The sequence below is a fragment of the Rhodopseudomonas sp. RCAM05734 genome (genome assembly GCF_052658035.1).
Genome location: NZ_CP199742.1, coordinates 3,724,289 through 3,743,541, shown reverse-complemented (window position 1 = coordinate 3,743,541; position 19,253 = coordinate 3,724,289). Strand labels below are relative to the sequence as shown.

At 65.8% G+C, this 19,253-nt stretch carries 22 protein-coding genes and 3 pseudogenes; 10 read left to right on the top strand and 15 right to left on the bottom strand.

What is annotated here, in order from left to right; translation table 11 throughout:
• Positions 1-197: 197 nt before the first annotated feature.
• The 3 genes from ACUXVA_RS17625 to ACUXVA_RS17615 all read left to right on the top strand — a co-directional run bounded on the left by ACUXVA_RS17625 (position 198) and on the right by ACUXVA_RS17615 (position 2,685).
• Complete coding sequence (locus ACUXVA_RS17625) at positions 198-809, top strand: Spy/CpxP family protein refolding chaperone (RefSeq protein WP_445487281.1); 612 nt, start codon at positions 198-200, stop codon at positions 807-809.
• 199 nt (positions 810-1,008) lie between these two features.
• On the top strand, positions 1,009-2,199 hold the full coding sequence (locus ACUXVA_RS17620; RefSeq protein WP_265079135.1) for a glycosyltransferase: 1,191 nt from the start codon (positions 1,009-1,011) through the stop codon (positions 2,197-2,199).
• A 129-nt stretch (positions 2,200-2,328) separates the two neighbouring features.
• Complete coding sequence (locus ACUXVA_RS17615; RefSeq protein WP_265079136.1) at positions 2,329-2,685, top strand: hypothetical protein; 357 nt, start codon at positions 2,329-2,331, stop codon at positions 2,683-2,685.
• Between the two features lie 96 nt (positions 2,686-2,781).
• On the opposite strand, the pseudogene ACUXVA_RS17610 reads toward ACUXVA_RS17615, so the two are convergent.
• Together ACUXVA_RS17610 and ACUXVA_RS17605 are read right to left on the bottom strand one after the other, a co-directional pair.
• Positions 2,782-4,090 (bottom strand): annotated as a pseudogene (locus ACUXVA_RS17610) (DNA-packaging protein).
• Positions 4,017-4,481 carry a hypothetical protein gene (locus tag ACUXVA_RS17605; protein ID WP_265079137.1) on the bottom strand — a complete coding sequence of 155 codons (465 nt, stop codon included), beginning with the start codon at positions 4,479-4,481 and terminating at the stop codon, positions 4,017-4,019. Before ACUXVA_RS17605 ends, ACUXVA_RS17610 begins: the two are co-directional and overlap by 74 nt.
• Positions 4,482-4,704: 223 nt before the next feature.
• Between ACUXVA_RS17605 and ACUXVA_RS17600 the strand changes: the two genes are divergently transcribed.
• Both ACUXVA_RS17600 and ACUXVA_RS17595 read left to right on the top strand, forming a co-directional pair.
• Positions 4,705-5,082, top strand: a complete 378-nt coding sequence (locus ACUXVA_RS17600; protein ID WP_265079138.1) for a hypothetical protein — start codon at positions 4,705-4,707, stop codon at positions 5,080-5,082.
• A complete protein-coding gene (locus ACUXVA_RS17595) occupies positions 5,083-5,289 on the top strand; it encodes a hypothetical protein (protein ID WP_265083924.1) in 207 nt (68 codons plus the stop codon).
• A 796-nt stretch (positions 5,290-6,085) separates the two neighbouring features.
• On the opposite strand, the gene ACUXVA_RS17590 is transcribed toward ACUXVA_RS17595, so the two are convergent.
• Complete coding sequence (locus ACUXVA_RS17590) at positions 6,086-6,217, bottom strand: hypothetical protein (protein ID WP_265079139.1); 132 nt, start codon at positions 6,215-6,217, stop codon at positions 6,086-6,088.
• Positions 6,218-6,402: 185 nt separating this feature from the next.
• Between ACUXVA_RS17590 and ACUXVA_RS17585 the strand changes: the two genes are divergently transcribed.
• The 3 genes from ACUXVA_RS17585 to ACUXVA_RS17575 all read left to right on the top strand — a co-directional run bounded on the left by ACUXVA_RS17585 (position 6,403) and on the right by ACUXVA_RS17575 (position 8,306).
• A complete protein-coding gene (locus tag ACUXVA_RS17585; protein WP_265079140.1) occupies positions 6,403-6,651 on the top strand; it encodes a hypothetical protein in 249 nt (82 codons plus the stop codon).
• Between the two features lie 103 nt (positions 6,652-6,754).
• Positions 6,755-6,946 carry a hypothetical protein gene (locus ACUXVA_RS17580; protein ID WP_265079141.1) on the top strand — a complete coding sequence of 64 codons (192 nt, stop codon included), beginning with the start codon at positions 6,755-6,757 and terminating at the stop codon, positions 6,944-6,946.
• Positions 6,947-7,682: 736 nt separating this feature from the next.
• A complete protein-coding gene (locus ACUXVA_RS17575) occupies positions 7,683-8,306 on the top strand; it encodes a Crp/Fnr family transcriptional regulator (protein WP_445487276.1) in 624 nt (207 codons plus the stop codon).
• A 197-nt stretch (positions 8,307-8,503) separates the two neighbouring features.
• Here the strand turns inward: ACUXVA_RS17575 and ACUXVA_RS17570 are convergent, their stop codons facing one another.
• The 8 genes and pseudogenes from ACUXVA_RS17570 to ACUXVA_RS17535 all read right to left on the bottom strand — a co-directional run bounded on the left by ACUXVA_RS17570 (position 8,504) and on the right by ACUXVA_RS17535 (position 14,516).
• A complete protein-coding gene (locus ACUXVA_RS17570; protein WP_265079143.1) occupies positions 8,504-9,778 on the bottom strand; it encodes a phage major capsid protein in 1,275 nt (424 codons plus the stop codon).
• A 142-nt stretch (positions 9,779-9,920) separates the two neighbouring features.
• The gene (locus ACUXVA_RS17565) at positions 9,921-10,571 is read right to left on the bottom strand and encodes an HK97 family phage prohead protease (protein ID WP_265079144.1); all 651 of its coding nucleotides are present in this window, start codon (positions 10,569-10,571) and stop codon (positions 9,921-9,923) included.
• Positions 10,572-10,867: 296 nt separating this feature from the next.
• Positions 10,868-11,044, bottom strand: coding sequence for a hypothetical protein (locus ACUXVA_RS17560; protein ID WP_265079145.1), 177 nt, complete (start codon positions 11,042-11,044; stop codon positions 10,868-10,870).
• Positions 11,045-11,057: 13 nt separating this feature from the next.
• Positions 11,058-11,270: a hypothetical protein gene (locus ACUXVA_RS17555; RefSeq protein ID WP_265079146.1), complete on the bottom strand. Its 213-nt coding sequence runs from the start codon at positions 11,268-11,270 to the stop codon at positions 11,058-11,060.
• 152 nt (positions 11,271-11,422) lie between these two features.
• Positions 11,423-12,151, bottom strand: a complete 729-nt coding sequence (locus ACUXVA_RS17550; protein ID WP_445487273.1) for a PilZ domain-containing protein — start codon at positions 12,149-12,151, stop codon at positions 11,423-11,425.
• A gap of 112 nt (positions 12,152-12,263) precedes the next feature.
• Positions 12,264-13,370: a GGDEF domain-containing protein gene (locus ACUXVA_RS17545; RefSeq protein WP_445487271.1), complete on the bottom strand. Its 1,107-nt coding sequence runs from the start codon at positions 13,368-13,370 to the stop codon at positions 12,264-12,266.
• Positions 13,371-13,825: 455 nt separating this feature from the next.
• Positions 13,826-13,951 (bottom strand): annotated as a pseudogene (locus ACUXVA_RS17540) (phage portal protein); the annotation flags it as partial.
• Positions 13,952-14,150: 199 nt separating this feature from the next.
• Positions 14,151-14,516 carry an Imm1 family immunity protein gene (locus ACUXVA_RS17535; protein ID WP_265079148.1) on the bottom strand — a complete coding sequence of 122 codons (366 nt, stop codon included), beginning with the start codon at positions 14,514-14,516 and terminating at the stop codon, positions 14,151-14,153.
• A gap of 364 nt (positions 14,517-14,880) precedes the next feature.
• Between ACUXVA_RS17535 and ACUXVA_RS17530 the strand changes: the two genes are divergently transcribed.
• Positions 14,881-15,144 carry a hypothetical protein gene (locus ACUXVA_RS17530; protein ID WP_265079149.1) on the top strand — a complete coding sequence of 88 codons (264 nt, stop codon included), beginning with the start codon at positions 14,881-14,883 and terminating at the stop codon, positions 15,142-15,144.
• A gap of 10 nt (positions 15,145-15,154) precedes the next feature.
• On the opposite strand, the gene ACUXVA_RS17525 is transcribed toward ACUXVA_RS17530, so the two are convergent.
• From ACUXVA_RS17525 to ACUXVA_RS17510, 4 genes and pseudogenes are all read right to left on the bottom strand, one after another.
• Entirely contained in the window at positions 15,155-16,342 is a 1,188-nt protein-coding gene (locus ACUXVA_RS17525; RefSeq protein ID WP_265079150.1) for a phage portal protein, read from the bottom strand.
• 185 nt (positions 16,343-16,527) lie between these two features.
• Positions 16,528-17,798: pseudogene (locus tag ACUXVA_RS17520) on the bottom strand (DNA-packaging protein).
• Entirely contained in the window at positions 17,776-18,417 is a 642-nt protein-coding gene (locus tag ACUXVA_RS17515) for a hypothetical protein (RefSeq protein ID WP_265079151.1), read from the bottom strand. The pseudogene ACUXVA_RS17520 and the gene ACUXVA_RS17515 overlap by 23 nt, the downstream one beginning before the upstream one ends.
• Before the next feature lie 125 nt (positions 18,418-18,542).
• The gene (locus ACUXVA_RS17510) at positions 18,543-18,695 is read right to left on the bottom strand and encodes a hypothetical protein (RefSeq protein WP_265079152.1); all 153 of its coding nucleotides are present in this window, start codon (positions 18,693-18,695) and stop codon (positions 18,543-18,545) included.
• Positions 18,696-18,967: 272 nt separating this feature from the next.
• Here ACUXVA_RS17510 and ACUXVA_RS17505 point away from each other — a divergent pair, with 272 nt between their 5' ends.
• On the top strand, positions 18,968-19,249 hold the full coding sequence (locus ACUXVA_RS17505) for a hypothetical protein (protein WP_445487267.1): 282 nt from the start codon (positions 18,968-18,970) through the stop codon (positions 19,247-19,249).
• Positions 19,250-19,253: the final 4 nt, after the last annotated feature.

Sequence of the window (19,253 nt, the reverse complement as noted above, 5' to 3'; positions counted from 1 at the left end):
GCTGAAACGCGAACGGCGCGCCGAAGCGCGCCGCGGTCGTTGGGAGGCAGCAGACGGGTTCAGTCCGTCAGCCGTGCCCGAAGATTTCGGAACCATTCGGCCGGCGGCGACTTCCTTTGCCGGGACCGCGGACCGGCAGGCGCGCGAGCATCGTGCGCACCGGCACGCTCCCCCATCATCCTCGAGAGGAGGACGCCATGCGCAAGACCATGCTTCTGTTGGCCAGTACCGCGTTGATCGCCGTTTCCACGCTGGCCAGTCCAGCGCAGGCGCGCGACCGTGACCGCGAGGACCGCAGCGAGGTCACCGCCAACCAGCCGATCAACCAGGCCGACGCGCAGACCGCGCGAATGAAGGCCGACCTGCGCCTGACGCCCGCCCAAGAGAAGGACTGGGCCGCCTTCGAGGACGCCCGCCACCAGGCCGCGAAGCGCCGCGCCGATCGCGCCATGGCCATGCAGGCCGCCGAGAAGGCCGCGCGCGACGCCGACAGGGCAACGCGCGATGCCCCGCGAACGACGGATAGCAAGGCCGCGGGCGACAATGCCACCGTCGGCAAGGCCACGGACGGCACCACCGCCGCGCCGCCCAGCCTGCTCGACCGCATCAATGCCGACGCCGACGCGCAGATCGAGCGCGCCAACGACTGGAAGAAGCTCGCCGAAGCGGCGCGCCCGCTTTACGCCAGCCTCGACGACCGGCAGAGACGGCGCTTTGCCGAGATCCTGTTGCGCGGCGACCGCGAGCGGCACGACGAGCGCGAACGGGATCGCAATCGTGACCGCGACCGCGATCGCGACGACCGCTAGCGCCCGGCGATGACCGTCCCGCCGCTGCGCTGATCGCACGCCGGAGCGGCAGTGCGCCAAAGCCGCGACATTGACCCACGTCAACGCCACGCCCGTGCCCCGCGTTCAACTGCGATGCGCGACCCGCAAGGCGCGCGCACCGCAGGGCCGGCGCACTCCGCGACAGCATCACTTCCGCGGTTCAGCCAGGTGGCGCGTAATGCTTGTGGTCGGAATCCTGTCGTGTCTGTCGCTGCTGGTGTGGCTGTTCTTCCTGTTCGGTCGCGGCGGGTTCTGGCGCATCGCCTGGCCGGCCGCGGTGCCGGCGCCGGCGCAATGGCCGGGCGTCGTGGCCATCGTGCCGGCGCGCAACGAAGCCGGTTGCATCGGCCCGTCGCTGCGCTCGCTGCTGACCCAGACCTATGCCGGCGAGCTCACGGTGATCATGGTCGACGATCACAGCGACGACGGCACCGCATCCATTGCCGCAGCCGTCGCGCGCGAGGTCGGCGCCGCGCATCGGCTGATCGTGATCCCGGCGCCGCCGCTGCCGGCGGACTGGGTCGGCAAGGTGGGGGCGCAGCAGCAGGGCGTCGCCGCCGCTGCGGCCATCGCCCCGCATGCCGAATTCCTCTTCCTCACCGATGCCGATGTCGATCACCCCGCCGACGAACTGGCGTCGCTGGTGGCGCGCGCGGTCGCCGGCCACCTCGACCTCGCCTCGGAAATGGTCCGGCTGCGCGCGGTGTCGCCTGCCGAGCGCTGGCTGGTGCCCGCCTTCGCCTATTTCTTCGCGCAGCTCTATCCACCACGCTGGGTCGCCGATCCCCGCCGCGCCACCGCGGCCGCCGCCGGCCCCTGCATGCTGGTGCGCCGCGCCGCGCTGGATGCGATCGGACAGCTCAACGCCATCCACAGCGCCATCATCGACGATTGCGCGCTGGCGGCGGCGCTGAAGCCGCACGGCGCGATCCGGCTCGATCCCAGCAAGGGGGCCATCTCGCTGCGCGCTTACGCCGACTGGCATCCGATCTGGCAGATGGTGGCGCGCAGCGCCTTCACCGAGCTGCACGGCTCCTACCTCGCACTTGCCGCGGTCACGGTGACCATGCTGCTGAACTTCCTGGTGCCGCCGCTGCTGGCCATCGCCGGCGCGCTATCAGGCGCCTGGTGGGGCTGGCCCGCCGCAATGGCCTGGCTGGCGATGGCGGTCAGCTACCGCCCGACCCTGCGCCATTACGGGCAGCCCGGCTGGCACGCGCTGCTGATGCCGCTGGTGGCGATGTTCTTCCTCGGCGCCATGCTGGATTCGGCGCGGCTGCGCCGGCTCGGCCGCGGCGGCGAATGGAAGGGCCGCGTCAACAACGTCGCCAACTGGAACGACATCTCGGAGTCGGTGGAGCTGTGGTGAGCCGGCAGCAATAACGTCGCCGCGCAAGGCCACGCCGTCCCCGGCTTCATCGAATGAACACATGGCGTTCAGACCCTCACCGCATTGTGTCGCTAAGCCGTGCCGGTCCCAGATTGCAAAGGAATCATCATGCGCATCCTGACCACATCCGTCCTCGCCGCCACCCTGGCCCTCGGCACCCCCGCTTTCGTGCTGGCACAGGCCGCGCCGTCGCCGGCCGAGACGCAGACGCCGCCCGCGAAGTCCAGCACCGCGATCCGCAGCATCAAGGTGGTGGACGTCAAGGAACTGCAGCCGGAGATGCGCGCGCAGGTCGAGAAGTTCGTCGCCGGCACCAAGCAGGAAGAGATGCAGGCGCTGCGCAAATCGCTCGACGCACTGCCGCAGGCCGCCTCGGCGCTCAAGGACAAGGGCCTCAGCTCGTCCCAGGTCGTCGCCATCAACATCGAAGACGGCGTGCTCACCATGTTCGCGAAGACGGCGTAAGCCCGTAGGGTGGGTTAGCGCGCAGCGCGTAACCCACCATCCCCGTTGGTCGCATCGAAGAACGGTGGGTTACGGCGCAAGGGCGCCTAACCCGCCCTACAATAGCCTGATCCTTGGCCCGCCATACGTCCGCCCGCTCATTATCACGGTGATCGCCCACACCAGCGCGTCGAGTCTGTCCGGCGAGCGGCCGGACGACAGGCCGCCGATGCCGAAGTCGCACATCTCGTCCTCCAGCAGCGGGAAGGCGCCGACATGCTTGACCTTGCCCTGCTCGTACAACGCCGCCACCGGCTCGGCGCGCAGATATTTGCCGCGCGTGGCGTGCACTTCCTTGAGCGGCATGGTGCCGTCGACCTCGCGCAGCACCGCGCACCATCTCGCCGCCCATGTTGACCTCGGCCACCAGCGTGTCGGCATGGAGCCGGCGATACAGCGCCACCGCGCGATGCGCCCAGGCGGCGGGCGAGAGTCCCGTGGCCGAGGCGTCTTCCAGCACGAAATACATATCGCTCTCGGCGCGGCCGACCGCGACAATGCCGCAGGCATCGGCGCCCGGCTTCGAGGTGCCCGGCGGATCGATCGCCACCACGATGCGCGGCAGTTCCGGCGCAGCAACGACCCGGCAGGCCTCGATCCGCGCCCGCGACCACAGCGCGTCCGGCCGGTCCTCGATCAGCTCGCCGTCGAGCTCCTGCCGGCCCATGCGCGTGCCGGCATAGCGGCCGACCACGGCATCGAGAAAGGCCGGCGCCAGATGCGCGGCATTGGCCGAGGTCGGCGCCCGCGTCACCCGCGTGCGCGGATCGGCGAGCAGCCGCTTGATCACGGGCAATGGCCGCGGCGTGGTGGTGACCAGCTGGCGCGGGCGCGGCCCCAGCCGCAGGCCGAATTGCAAGGTGTCGAACGCCAGTTCGGCATAGCGCCATTTCGCCAGCTCGTCGCACCACGCCGCCTCGAATTGCGGGCCGCGGAGCGTGTCCGGCTCGTCGGCGGAGAACACCTGACCGATGGCGCCGTTAGGCCATTCCAGCCGCTTGCGGCTGGCGATCCACGCCAGCCGCTCGCCGCGCGGCGAGATCGTGAGGATGCCGGACTCGCCCTCCACCATCACCTCGCGGGCGTCCTGCCAGCTTTCGCCCACCAGCGCGATGCGGCGATGGGCGCGGCGGGCAAAGGGCGGAATGCCCAGCGCCAGCGCCCGCACCCATTCGGCGCCGCAGCGCGTCTTGCCGGCGCCGCGGCCGCCGAGATTCAGCCAGGTGGTCCATGGCCGGCCATCGTTGCCGGCGTCGTCATGCTCCTGGTGGCGATGCGCCAGCACCGCAAAGTCATGGTGCAGGCGGCGCAGCGCCGGAAGGCTCCCCTGCGCCAGCCATTCCCGCGTCAGTCCTGCCTGCGACATACGCGTCAATGCGGCGCGCAAGCTCGCGACGGAAGTCGTCGATGTCGGCGGGCATGTCGTCGCTGTGGTCACGATCGTCGCCCTCCGCGCCGCCGTCGCGCAGCGCGCGCACCTTGGCCAGGGTCTGGGTCAGGGTCGACAGCGTGCGGGCCACGCGCTCAGCCTCGGCGGGGCGCACACCGCCATCGGCGCTGCGCCGCCGCTCCACCTTCCTCAACTCGCGCAGCACCGCCTGCTCCAGCCGCTGCATGAGCGGCAGCGCGGCAAGCACTGCATCGTCAGGGAGCTCGACGGCGGCGTCATCGGCGGCCGGTGCGGCACCGCCGGCACCGTCGACCGGCGCAGCGGCGCGCAATGCCGCAGGCAGTTCGCGCGGCCGGTCGCGGCGCAACGGCCAGCCGAAGCGCTTGGCGGTCTGGGTGATGGTGTCTCGATTGATGTGCAGGAGTCCGCGATGGACTGGGCCGGCTCGTCGGTCTCCACATAACGGTAGCGCATGGGGCTTAGCTTGCGGAGCTCAGAGGATTGTCAACAAAGCGGAGGATATAGACTCGACTCTTAGTTCTCTCTTTGTTCTAATCGCCGGCGTGACCGACAGACCCGCGAGCTGGCGCATGCCGACACCGAAACAGATGGACAAACTCGCCGCCGACGCGGCGCGGCGGGCGGCGGTAACGCCCGAGCCGACGCCCGGCCCCGCCGACCCCCTGCCCGAAGCCTATTGGGACGCAGTGCTGCAGGATCCGCGCGGCCGCGCCCAGGGCGTGCCGATCCAGCAGCGCCGGCTGTCGGAAATTCCGCGCCACCTGCTGCGCGTGTGGTGCCGGCGCTGCGACCGCACCGTCGAGATCCAGACCGCCGACGCCATCCGTCTGTATGGCCCGCACGCGATCTGGAAGGACGTCGGCCGCAAGCTGCTCGACAACGGCTGTGAGCAGCGCACCGGGCGCCACGAGGAGGACGGCTGCTGGCCGGCGTTCGAGACGCGTTAGGTGGCCCCGGCCCCGAAGCATCACCCCACCCCGTTGTCCGGCAGCGCTCGCAGCGCCTTGAAGAAGGAACTGGCGCAGTCCCACGGCATCACGGTGATGCTGGCGCGCCAGTCGGCGGAGTTGCGCAGCCAGGGCGAGGCCTTGATCCGCCGCGCGGAGCGGCCACATGGGGTTCGTCGCCGAAGCGGCTCACTCTGGCGGCCGTAGACTGCTGTTCAGCCAACCCTTGACCTTTTCTGTCTTCAGAGGGTCAGGCCTGTCACAATCGAAGCACTGAAACGTGCGAGGCCCCTTGCCGCCGGGAGGCAGCGTCAGGATCAGATATGCCCCGCAACCGGGGCAGGTCGGTCTTTCGGCTTGGCCCATGACCGCAATCTATATCGCCGGTTTTTAAATGTCAGCCAGATTCCGGACGCAGGTACCCATTTGGAAGATCGGCGTTCTCGTCGTCATTTCTGAAGCAGCCGTACTACTTAATCGGTTTTCCCCGCTCCAACTCCAGGTCTTCAATCAGTCTGCCTATACGAACTACGGTGGTGGCGTCATTTGTGTCCCGCAACAGCCGCTTGGATTGCTCCAAACGGCGAGCGATCTCCTCCTGCCGGGCTAGTTGATCTGGCATCATGTAGGTCACCTCTCAGACAGAAGACGGGCTATAAGCTAACAAGTTCAGATTTATTTTTCGCCTTCGTCGTGGCCTGCGCCGATTGACCATCCTGCCCCGGCACCCGGATACTGACGGCGCGATGCCGGTAGGCCGCCTCCTGCCAGCCGCGACCGCGTGGCGATGGATTCCAAACGTAGATCGCCGCCTTCGATGCGGCTGACAATCGCCACACGGCCGCCCCGGCTGCGCGCTGAGACGGCGACCGCGCCCGCAGCCGGCGCGGAGGCCCGCCCCCAACGGAGATAAGATAGCGCCAGCGCCGAGCCGGTACCGCGGAGGCCGATCGTCTCTCGGTGCGACAAGTTGCAGATGCGTGGATACATGATGGAACTTTGCTCAGAGATCCAAGCGGGACGACAATACCCAGAGGTCGGCAACACGCGCCGCATCCTCCAGCCTGGTAGCCTTCCCCTCCATGATCTCTTGAAACAAGCGATCGAGCAATGTCGCCTCCAATGCGATCCGCATTCAATAACTCCAAGCTTTGCGCGTTCCCTCGCGTTCAATTTCGCTCATTGCCCAAGTGGCCGGATCTCTATGTCTGACAGCGTACTGCGGGAATTCTGCGGAACTCCTACCATTCAGGATCGCCGGTCCGAATCAGGCTCGGGTGACCGCGAGCTCTTGGAGTTAGGCCTGCGCAGAAAGCGACCATGCCGTACTATCGCGCCTACATTGTCGGACATAACGGGCACTTCAACTCGTCCAAGGACATCATCGCCGATGACGACGAGACGGCGATCACCATCGCGGAGAGGCTCGTAAACAGGCATGACGTCGAGCTGTGGCAGCGCGACCGCAGGCTCGCTGTGCTTCCTTGCAATCGCATGATGGCCGAGCCTACTCATGAGGATAAACCGCTCGTCTTAGAAGAAATGCTCCGTCCGCCGTCGTTCTGGTGAACGAAGAGGGAGATGCAGGGGAGGCGAAGAAGCCCGCCTGCGCCGCGACGTCCCATGGCTGATCGAGGCATGCGGCTGACTTTAAGCGCCTGAAGGACCGGACATGCATTACAAGGTTTGCTCCATCGACGAACACGGGAACCTGACCAGAGAAACGGACGTCATTTGCCGGGATGACATTCTGGCGACTCTGATAGCTCAATCGATGCTCGGCACCGAGGACATCGAGCTTTGGGAATACGAGCGTAAGGTCGCTCAGTTTGACGGTATCGCCGAAGCGGCCAGAGGCGATTGATCCTCACGGGTAGTGTTAAACTTGGCCCGAGCGACCCCCGACCATACGGCGTCTGCCGGAATGCAACGTTCTGCGCTCATCTCCGGAACGCAAAAGCTGGCCGGGCGTGCGCCGGGCGGCTTTCTGATGTGACTGCCGGCCCGCAAGCCCGGTTCCGCCGCAGCAAGGTCAAGCATTGCACCGGCGAATTGACGGTGTGCTGAGAGTTCGCACCGGCCACCTACCGGCGAGGTCGATCTTGTGGATCCAATCCAGATCCCTCACGGAGCGGCGCGCCCGGGCTGCAGAGCTCGGCGCCAAGAGAGGATGTCCGGAACCGAACTTAGTCTGGTCCGCTATCAGGTTTTGGAACCCTCGCCATGAGAGTATCCGACACGAGTATTTTTGCGCCGCAATGTCCAGATTGCGGGGACCGTATGAGGCCCGCAAGTCTGATCCAAGGGATGTCGGCGATTGCCTTGCACGCCTTTAAATGCATGCGGTGCAAAAAAGTCGAGTATGTGCACAGCGTTCGGGCTAGCGAAGACCAGCAGAAAGAATTCCAGCACCCGCGCGCCGGGCGCATTCGCTAGCAGCATCAAGAAAAAAGATTAAGCGTCGGGCCGGAATGCCGAACTTGATTGACTGTTAACGCGGGGTTTGTGAGCCCATCACGCTCGCTGGGGCCAGTGGGACTGGCAGTTTGAACGAGCGCGCACGAATTCAGCTTCAAATCTCAAACCTTGGGCTTGGTCGAATGAAAAACTCTAATCAGCTTCTAAAGATGCTGCCGGCAGGTGATCTTCGCGAACTGGAAGCGCGGTTCAAAACGGTTCAGCCGACAGAGGGTGCCGTTCTCGCGGAGCCTGACGACGAGATCAGGAACGTATACTTCCCGCATTTCGGCATTGTATCGTTCATGGTGGGTCTTGACGACGGATCAATGGTGCAAACGTTCATGGTAGGTCGAGACGGGGTCGTGGGAGCAGCGCAAGCGCTAGACACCAAGACGTCTGTTAACAAGATCCTGGTCCAAGTTTCCGGAACGGCTTCCGTGATCGACCGCGATCCGCTCCGGGAAATCATCGAACGTTATCCTAAAATAAGAAGCACTCTTGCTGCTCATGAGCAGTTCCTCGTCGCCGATATTCAGCAAACGGCGGCCTGTAATGCAAGGCACTCCGCCGAAGCGAGGACTGCGAGATGGATCTTGCGAATGCGAGATCTGGTTGGGGATGATCTCCCGCTTACACAGGACTATCTTGCCTCCATGATCGGCGTGCGCCGATCGAGCGTAACCGACATTGCGGGAGCCATGCAAGCAACGGGCGCCATAGCTACGCGCGCGGCCGACTACATATCGTCGACCCCAGATCGTTAGGACGCTTAGCTTGCGAATGTCACCGAACCGTTCAAGAGAACTATATGAACTTACTCGGGACACCTTGGCCCCAGCTTAGCAGGAGCGGTTCTTCCAACGACAAATCCGGTAATTAGTCGCGCGAAGGATTGAATGATCCACGTAGCCCGTAGGGTGGGTTAGCGCGCAGCGCGTAACCCACCCTACGCTGCCCCGCCTCAACTCGCCGCGAACTTCAAGAGCTTGATGGCGTCGAAATCCTGCACGCCGCCGCCGACGCGCTTGGTGGTGTAGAACAGCACATAGGGCTTTGCGCTGTAGGGATCGCGCAGCACGCGGACGCCCTGGCGGTCGACGACCAGGTAGCCGCGCCTGAAGTCGCCGAAGGCGATGGAGAGCGAGCCCGCCGCGATATCCGGCATGTCCTCGGCATCGTCCAGCGGAAAGCCGATCAGGCTGGCGCGGCCCGAGGCGGTGGCCGGCGGCTGACACAGATAGACGCCGGTGGAATCCTTGAACTTGCGGATCGCGCTCTGGGTGCGCCGGTTCATGACGAAATGCGCGTTCAGGCGATAGCCGGCGCGCAACGCATAGATCAGGTCGACCAGCACGTCGGACGGGTTCGAGGCCGCAAAGGCCCCGGCGGCGCCGGAGGCGATAGTGCCGATATTGCCCCAGCTCCACGACGCCTGCGCCACGTTGGTATAGCTGAGAAAGCCCTTCGGCTTGTTGACGCCGTCGCCACTGACGAAGGCCGTGCCCTCCTGCGCGGCGAACACCTGGTCGATCTCGCCGGCCAGCCATTCGTCGAGATTGACCGCGGCATCCTCCAGCAGGTTGGCGGTGGCTGCCGGCATCGCATAGAGCTCCATCGCCGGAAAGCCAAGCGCATCGATGTTCGGCGACGACGTCTGCGGCCGCGGGTCGGCCTCGCCGATCCAGCCGGTGGCCGGGCCGGCGATCATGAACGGCTTCTTGTAGACCGAGGACGAGATGTTGCGCACTGCGGCGATGGCGCGGATCGGCGAGATCGCCGTCAGCCGCTCGGCGATGCTGCGCTCCAGCTCCTCGGGCACCAGATGGCCGCCGTCGGCATTGCTGCCGATCGACATCGCCTTGGTCTCGATCTGCCGCAGGCCGTCGCTCGCGCCGGAGCGGTTGTATAGATCGAAGGCGCTCTTGTGCTCGCGGCCGATGGCATCCTGGGCCGCGGCATCGCTTGGCCCGTGCCAGGTGCCATCGAGCGCCGGCCGCGCCTGGCGCAGCGTCAGCTCGTCCATGCGGCGGTGCGGGGAATCGAGCGCGGCGTCGATGCGCGCCACCTTCTCCTCCAGCGGCACATCGCCGCGGCCGCGCTCCAGCCGCGCCAGGCGTTCGTCATTGGTCGACTTGAACTCCTCGAAAGTCGCGCGCAGCTCGTCATGGCTGTCGCGCGCCAGCGCGGCGAAGCCGGCCTTGTGCTCCGGCGCGGCGTCGCTGAGGTCGTAGCTCATGGTGGTCTCCTGGGTCATGGGTGGTTTGCGGGTGAACGAACAAAACCCCGAGCGCGGTTGCGGGCGGGGGGAGTGGATGGAGAAGTGCTGTCAGGCGATGCGAAGGCATCGCCGAGGACGCGGTGCACTGTGTGGCGCGCCCTCACCGCCCCTCGAACCTCGCTTGCGCCGCGACGCTGCCGAGCGCGTGCTTGCGCGCGGCGCGGCCGCGCAGCGATGTCACTGCGCGGCCGGGCCGGATGCGCGGCGTCGGTGCCTCCGCGGCGCCGCTCATGGGGGATGAGGGATCGTGCAGCCGCGCCCAGTCGCGTTCGGCCTGGGCGCGCAGCCGCGACAGCGGCGCCTTCACCGCATCGACACGGGCGCCGTCGAGCAGCGGGAAGGTGACGATGGAAATCTCCCACAGGTCGACCTGGTACAGTCTGCGCACCCGCGTGCGCGGCTCGATGACGCCGCGCCGCGTGCGATAGCCGATCGACAGCCCGTCGACGGCGCCGGAGCGCAGCAGCGCCAGCAATTCGCGCGCGCGGTTGACGTCGGGGATCAGCCGGCCCCGCGCCCACAGCCCGCGCAGGTCCTCTGATAGCTCGAGCCAGACGCCGACCGGCTCGGCCGGGTCGTGCTGGAACAGCATCGGGATTTTGCGCAGGCCGCGCTGCGCCAGCGTCTCGCGAAAGGCGCCGGGCATCACCATGTCGCGCGCCTGGTCGATGGCGCCGAACAGGCTGGCATAGCCCTCGATGGTGCCGTCGGCGGCAAGCGACAGCGCGGAAGGCGGCAAAGGGGCAAGCATCGGCGGCCTCGCAGGATGCGGGGGAAGGACCTGACGTGTGTGATGGTGTGGCGCGGCGGCTAGCGCGCTTTCCCCTCGCCCCCCGCGCAGCGTAGCTGCGCGAGGTGGGAGAGGGTGGATCGAAGCCCGCGACTTGTCCGCCGAAGCTCGCAGAGCGAAGGCGGATGCGGGTTCGAGACGGGAGAGGGGGTGTCGGAGATGGGGGCGCCCCCTCTCCCGTCTTCGCTGCGCGAAGCCACCCTCTCCCGCCCTGCGCAAAGCTTCGCTTTGCTTGATGGGAGAGGGAAAGAGCCGCCCTACCCCTTGGCGCGCTTCAGCGGCTTGCGCGGCGGCGTCTTCACGCGCGGCTTCTCGATGGCCTTGCGCTGCAGCTCGCCGAGATGGGCGAGGAATTCGCGGAACACGCTGAGATGCGGCTTCTGTGCCTTGGTCTCGGTGCGGATCGCGCTGAGCATGCTGTGCAGGTGGTCCATGACCAGGTCTCCTTCAATCATCCTGGGCGTCGTCGACGCGGTGCAGCCGTCCGCTGTGGCGGTTGAAGCGTTCCAGCTCGCGGACGAAATCGTCGAAGCGTTTCGAGGCCGCCGCCAGCTCGCGCAGCGCGAACCACGCCGCAGCCGACGCCGCGATCGCCCACAGCAGCAGCGCCACGTGGGCGAGGTCGCCGCGCTCGGCAAAGATGCGGATCAGGTCCGACATGGCGATGGCTCGCGGGCGGCGCGACGGGCACGCAGACTGCGGCCATGCGGATGCGCCGCCCGGCGGCCGGTGCGCAACGCGCGGCGGATGCCGCAGTCAGAATAGCGATGAAGTATCAGTCGTGGCGCAGCCGGCGCGCGGCGACAGTCGGCTCAGGACGACGATGCGACCGCGGCGTCGTCCGCTCCCGGCCAGATCTCGTCGACCACCGGCGCCGCGTCGGCGTGCGCCAACCGCGCTTCGGCGCTCCGTGGGCCGCTGCTGCGCGGCGGCGCCGGGCGGGCGATGCGCCGCTCCAGCTCGCCGCGGTTGACCGGCGCGACGAACTGCACGGCAAAGCCGCTCGGCAGATGCCGCACCACGCGGCCGACGCAGGCACCCACCGCCAGCGGCGTGCCGATCGCCGGCTGCACGTCGGCCGACACCGCCACCCCCGACACCGACATGTCGATGACAAAGCAGCTGTGCAGGCTGCCATCGCCGAAGGTCAGCATCGAATGCGGGCTCGACGGCACGATCCGCGCCTGCTTGCGGGCGTCCTGGATGGTGGCATCCTTCTGACGCTTCTCCAGCCAGGTGAGCTGGTTCGACATGCGGGCGCGCATCGCCTGGTCCATCGCCAGCTCGAGCAGGAAGCCGCCGGCCACGGTGTCGCTGATGCGGCCCTGCAGCGTGCCGAAATCGCCGAAATAGGAGGTAATGGACTCGCCGATCCTGCCGACCACCGGCACGTCGACGATCATGCGGAACGGCGACACCCGGCTGGTGCGGCAGGCAAAGCTGCGCGGCTTCCCCTTGGCATCAAGCCAGTTGGACAGCGTGTAACTGCCACCGACGACGATGTTGACAGCGCGCTGCTTGAGAAACTGGCTGACAGACACGGCACTTTCCTCGCGGTCGATCTGCATACGCGAATCGTACACGCTCAAAACGTAACGTAGTTTAATACCACGGAGAAAGCCATGGGACGGAAGCCTATACTACCGGCAACGGTTACCGGGCATTTACGACTTCCGCGCAGATTTGACGCAATGCGGTAGAACATTGACGTCCACTGCCGACTTCGGCCAGGAGCGAGGCACAACGTTCCTCTGCGGCGGCGAGCGGCGGCCAGACCTGATTTCGCCCCCTCATCTTGGCGACATAGAGTGCGCTATCAGCCGCAGCGATCAGTTCAGTAGCCGACAGCGCCGTGACGTTACAGGCAGCAACGCCAAAGCTCGCCGTCACGACACCACCCTGGTCAGAGCTTTCATTGGGGATCTCCGCCTGCTCAATTGCCCTGCGAATTCGCTCCGCAATGCGTACGGCATCGACCAGCCGCAACTGCGGCAGCAACAGCAGGAATTCTTCTCCACCGTAGCGAATGGCATGGTCTCCAGCGCCGCGCAACTCTGCGATCAGGGTCGCGGCAATACGCTTCAGACAGAGATCTCCGGCGCCGTGTCCGTACCTATCATTCAGGTTCTTGAAGTTGTCGACGTCAAGCATCACGACGGATACGAACGACGCTCCATGTTTTGGCGCAGACCAGAGCTTGAGCAATTCTTCGTCCAGATGGTGCCTGTTCGCCAATCCAGTTAGTGTATCACGCCTCGCTGCCGCGTCAGCCTGGGCATGACGCAGGCGATCTCTCAATGAATAGAGGTAGGCTCTTCTCAGATCGCGCTCCATTGTAAAGTTTGCGACCAGCGTGATGTAGGCGCATATGCCAACCTGCACCAAGATCATCGTTGCCACCGGCCCCGAAAGATAGCTGGCCGACAGGACCACCACAACATGGCATACCAGGATGATCGCCGTAACCGACCAGGCAAATCGGAACACCAGACGATGCAGGGATACATTTGTATAGAGAAGCGTCGGCATTACCACATACTGATAGTGAGCCGCGCCCTCGCTCACCGTTAATGCAAAACCCGTGTCTATCTGCAGAATGATAAGGACCGGCACGCTCGCGGCCAGACACTCCCGCACAAAAGCACTCGGTCTCCTGGAAATCAGCCAGGCGGCCATTAACATCCAGGGCGTTACCACAACGCAATGAAGCCACACCGCCAACCGCAGCACATCGGGCACGAGCAGCCAGTCAGCTATCAAGAAGCAATTGTAGAGTACTGCCGAGACGAAAATTCAGAGAGTCAGGCGCCGGCATCGATTTGCGTTGGTATCCGCCTCGAACTGCCGCTCTATTTCAGGCGGAAAGGCGACTACACGTTTCCGCAGCAGGCCCATATGGGCCTCGACAGTCTCCAAGCTCAAAGGCGCGTAAGACATTCCGACCTGCCAGCAATAAACCTGCAGCCTGCCCTCTAAATGCTTTCAATCTGATTTCGTAACAGAATTAAGTTTTTATCGACGGCAACACGTCGGGCAAATCACGACGTAAGCCAGCACCACCTATGCGGAGACCGGTCAGGGCCTTCGCAAACTGGATAACCATTGTTTTGGCACCGACGCTCGATGCCGGCCGCGTCTACTTGTATGTCTCTGTTACCCATCCGGCCGCGCTGCGGTCCGACATCCGCTACGTCGGCGCGCCTGAATCGGCTGCTCTACAGCCGGTCGCCGCCTTCGATCGGCGCGTAGCCGACCGCCTCGCGCTTTTCGTTCAGGGTCAGGAACGCCGCGCCCGAGACGCGCTCCCACAGCGCCGCGCGGTCCGCGGCCAGCGCGTCGATACTACCTGGCAGAGCGGCAGGGGGGCGTCCAGCGCCATTTCGCCCGCGGGGTTAGTGGAACTCTGCGGATCTACAGGGCATTCGACGCAAAATGGCCGCGTTTCAACGTCGGCCGCGCGCAGACCCGCCGCGGGGCAAACGCGACCGCGCTGATCCGACGTACAGGAACAGGACGCGCCAAGAGGCGGATATCTAAGTATCAACGTCGGTTTGGCGGTCGCGGCACCGGAAACGCTTCGGGCGGCAGGTCCTTGCTCGCAATCCATTCGATGCTGGTCGGTATCTCGCCGTCGGTTTCCATAAACTCCTTCACCGCCTTCCAAGCCAGTGGAAACGGGATGAACAGACCAACCGACAGCGGTGTATCGTGTAGCGATCTGACGAATTCGCCGAGCCGGCTGAGATCTCCTCTGGCGTTGTAGTTGAACTTTTTCTGCTCCCGGCCGTCCCATTTGTCGTAAGCGAGATAAACGCCGAGTTCAGGTTTTCCGACCATGGCCAGAGCGGCGCCGACCTGATTGATCTCGGGCAAAGCAGCCGTGCCGTCGAGCCCTTTAACATCCATTCCCCAGCTATCATTACCACCTAGGTAAGACTACTCTTGCCCCTTCGGGGCAAGAAAGAAGCGTGCAAGCGCGCTCGGATCAGGCCAATCGCACCATCTGAAACTATCAAAATAGATGCTCTTCTTCACCTATATCTCCCGCTCAACCACCCACCATTCCACAGCGCCCTCTCCAAAGTAGCCAAACGCCATCCAACATTCGCGCTCGATCTGTGGAATCCGCACGGTCGTGACGCGGCGGCATGGCTATTATTCGTGCACTTCCCCGTAGTGCCCCGGTCTTTCCGCAAACGGGCGAAACAAGCCATAAGCCTGCGACCGATACAGCGACCGACGGCCCATCATGTTATCCGAGAAATTTACCATGCGTCCGCCATGCCCGAACTGCCGCTACGACATGACGGCGACGGATCTGCACAATCTGTTCGTCTGCACGCCGTGCCGGCAGATCATGCAGTTCTTCGGTACGCCGGCCGATAGATCGACGCCGGCGCAGCCGCGCCGCCTGCCGGCGATCGATGCCGTCCGGCCGCAGCCGCTGCATGTCGAGATGTCAGCGGCGCCCGCGCCGCGCCACACGATGTCTGCGCCGCAGGCGTCCCGGCAACCGCTACGTCGGCGCGCCTGAATCTGCTGCTCTACAGCCGGTCGCCGCCTTCGATCGGCGCGTAGCCGACCGCCTCGCGCTTTTCGTTCAGCGTCAGGAACGCTGCAGCCGAGACGCGCTCCCACAGCGCCGCGCTGTCCGCGGCCAGCGCGTCGATGCGGTCGGTGTCGATGACCACGCGGATGCCGTCGCCGAATTGCGGCGCCAGCCATTGCGCGATGGCGTGGCCGACCCTTGATGCCAGCGGCAGCACGGTCTGGCGGAAGAACACCCGGTTGGCCTCCTGGAAATTGGCATAGGTGTTGTCGCCGGGAATCCCGAGCAGCATCGGCGGCACGCCGAACGCCAGCGCGATCTCGCGCGCCGCGGCGTGTTTGGCTTCGAGGAAGTCCATGTCCTTGGGTGTCAGCGACATCGCCTTCCAGTCGAGTCCGCCTTCCAGCAGCAACGGCCGGCCGGCATTGACCGCGCCCTGATAATTGCCTTCGAGTTCGCGCTTCAGCCGTTCGAACTGTTGATCGTTCAGCACCGCCCCCTCGGGGCCCGCATAGACCAGCGCGCCGGACGGCCTTGCGGCATTGTCGAGCAGCGCCTTGTTCCATTTCGCCGCCGCATTGTGGGTGTCGAGCGCCACCGCGGCGGCCTCGATCGGCGCCAGCCCATAGTGATCGTCGAGCGGGTGGAAGAACGTCAGATGCAGGATCGGCGGCACCATTGATGCGAGCTGGTCGAACCGCACGCTGCGACCGCCGACGCTGTACTCATAGGCCTCGGCCCAGCCGTCAGGACCGGGCACCACCTTCATGCGGTCCGGCCGCAACGCATAGAGCTCGCGCACGTCGTGCTGTCGCACGGCCTCATTCGGCGAGACCGCTTCGATGTAGGCATTGCCGGCCAGCAGCAGATGCGCATAGAGCATCTCGAAGAACACGCCGCCGTCCTGGCGCGGATTGGGCCGCGTCAGCAATTGCCACAGCGGATGTGCCTCGCGCTCGCTGGCGCCGTCGAACACCAGGAACGGACACGCCGCGGCGTTCTCGGCAATGAGGCGCACCGCACGATGCACGACGGCATTGCCGACGAACCCTTCGCGCGCCAGTGCCGCATAGTCGCGCGGCGTCCACCGCGCCCGCCCGCCGCTCTCATAGGCCAGCAGCCGCGCGGTCCGGCTGGCTTTCGCTTCGGGAGGGGCGAGATAGGCTTTGAGTCGGTTGAACATGCGCAGTTCTCTCGATGCCATGACTTGCAGTCGCGCCACGCCACCGACTGGATCGCCCGCGAAAGCGGGCGATCCAGTATCCGGCGGCGTTTCGCTTCAGTTTCTTTGGCCCGCGTTGACTGGATCGCCCCGTCGAGCCGGGCGATGACAGGCTTGCATTGTTGCCCGCGCAGGCGCGCGTCGAGCTACAACACCCTGATCCGCGGCCCGACATGCTTCGGGACCAGCGCCAGCGACGCCACCGCCCAGACCAGCGCGTCGACGCGGTCCGGCGAGCGGCCCGAGGACAGTCCGGTGGCGGCGAAGTCGCACATCTCGTCTTCCAGCGCGGCGAACACGCCGGCATGTTTCACCCGGCCCTGCTCGTACAGGGTCGCCACCGGCTCCGCGCGCAGCCATTTTCCGCGCAGCGCCCGCACCGGGGTGACCGGCACGGCGGCATCGACCTCGTTGATGACCGCGTGCACCATCTCGCCGCCCTGGTTGACTTCCACCACCTGCGCGGCGGCCTGCAATCGTCGCCACAGCGCGATGGCCTTCATCGCCCACGCGGCCGGCGTCACCGCGGACACGGTGCCGTCGGCGAGCACATAGACCGTGCCGCTCTCGGCGATGCCGGCGGCGACGATGCCGCAGCAATCGGCGCGCTTGCCCGACGACACCGGCGGATCGACGGCGACCACGATGCGCTGCAGGTCCGGCGCCTCGGCCACGCGGCATTCGTCGAGCAGCGCGCGCGACCACAGCGCGTCAGGCCGGTCCTCGATGATCTCGCCGTCGAGTTCCTGGCGGCCGATGCGCGTGCCGGCATAGCGCGCCATCACGCCCTCCAAGAACGTCGGCGCCAGATTGTGGGCGTTGGCTGCGGTCGCCGCGCGCGACACCACGCTGGCGGGATCGTCGATCAGCCGTTTCAGCAACGCAGTCGGCCGCGGCGTGGTGGTGATCGGCTGCCGCGGCTGGCTTCCCAGCCGCAGGCCGAATTGCAGCATGTCGAAGGCGGCTTCGGCATGGCGCCATTTGGCCAGTTCATCCGACCACGCGCCGCAGAACTGCGGGCCGCGCAGGCTCTCCGGATCTTCCGCGGAAACGCCTGCGCCACCGCGCCGTTGCGCCATTCCAGCCGCTTTCGCGAGGGCAGCCAGAGCGGCCGTTCGTGCGGCGGATGCACCGCGAGCAGCCCGGACACGCCCTCGATCATCACCTCGCGCACCTCGTGCTCGGTCTCTCCGACCAGCGCGATGCGCGACGCCGCCTCGCTGGCGAACGGCGGCAGGCCAAGCGCCTGGGCGCGGATCCATTCAGCACCGGCGCGGGTCCTGCCGGCGCCGCGGCCGCCGATCATCAGCCAGGTCAGCCAAGGCTTTCCGTTCGGCGCCAGCAGCGGCGGCGTTTGATGAGCATGGGCGAACAGATCCCAATGCGCATTGAGGTCATCCATTTCCTCCTGGCTCATGGTCTGCAGCAGGTACAGCCGTTGCTCTTCCGACCATTCCTTCCAGTCGTTGCCAAAGGATTCGGCGGAACGCGTCAAGGTCTCGGGCAGCGCTTGGTCCATGGGCAGGCCTCTGCAACTCGTCGGCTGCGCGCAGCCGCCGCACCTCGGTGAGCGTGCGCGCCAATGACGCCAGCGTGCGGGCGCGGCGCTCCGCCTCGCTGCGCTGCTGCGGTTTCACATGGTGGCCGCCGACGATGGTTTCGATCTGCATCAGCTCGCGTTCGACCGCGCGGGTGACGCGCTCGACCAGCGCCACCCCGGCGGCCGGCGGCGGATCGGCGGCCTTGTCGACGGCCGTGCGCCGCAGCCGCGCCAGTTTCTGCTGCGCGACTTCGTCGTGCTGGTCGATTACTACATCGGTCTCGTCGACGCGCAGTAATGTCGCGTCCTGGGTCCGCTTGCGCGCGAGCACGGCAGCATCGCGCTTCTCCTTGAGCAGCCGCCTGGCGGTGCGCGGCGCAACCGGCTTCTTAGCCGCGGCTTTCTTTACCGGTGTTTTCTTGACGGTCTTCTTGACCGCTTGCTTCGCCGCCGGTTTCTTAGCCACCGGCTGTTTCGCTGCGGCCGTCTTCTTCACCGCGGTCTTGCGGACGCGACTCACAACTTCAGCCCGCGCCGGCTTTCTGGCCGGCCGGGCTGCGGATATCGTTGCCATGGTTCGATCTCGCTGGAACTGGCGTCGTCGCGGGAAGCGACGTCCCGTCAGGTGCGGAAGAATACGAACCAGACGACACCAAGGATTAAAATCGCAAGGCCTGTGCTGATGGCCAACAGCGCGAGTACCGAGGGGCCGGGTTCGCCCTGCCGCGCCTCGGTTGGCGTTTCCACTATCTGACCGTTTTGTTTGGTTGCCATGGTGCCTTCTTTCCCTGACGTACCCGCAGGCACGAAGTGTCGAAGGCCAACGCACTATATGGGGCGATGTTCCTCATCGCCGGGCCACCGGCGAGGCAATCCACAACCACGCACCGCTGACGCGGCGCTTGTCTGAAACCCAATTGTGGAGCATGCCGTGAAGCTACCCCGGCAGCGCGACGCTGTCAAGGGTTTAAATCCTACATCGGATCGCCTGCCGTGCCTGCCCGCGCGGCGGACTGCATCGAATTGAAATTCCTGAGGGATCCGCCATGACCGATACGCCCGACACCTTCGTGCCCATCCGCGATCTGCCGGCAGCGCCGATTATTTTTTTCGAGTTCTGTCCGACGCTGGGCAACAACCAGGGCCTGATCAACATCATGCTGGCCGCCGGCATCGTGATGCCTACGGCCACGAGTGCCACTGACGTGGTGCCGGTGGCCGTGGCGCATTTGCGCTGCTCGACCGCTGCCGCCACCCAGTTGCGCGACGCCATCAACAAGGCGTTGCTGATCGGTGCGCCGGTCGAGCAGCAGGGCCGCTCGAACTGAGCGG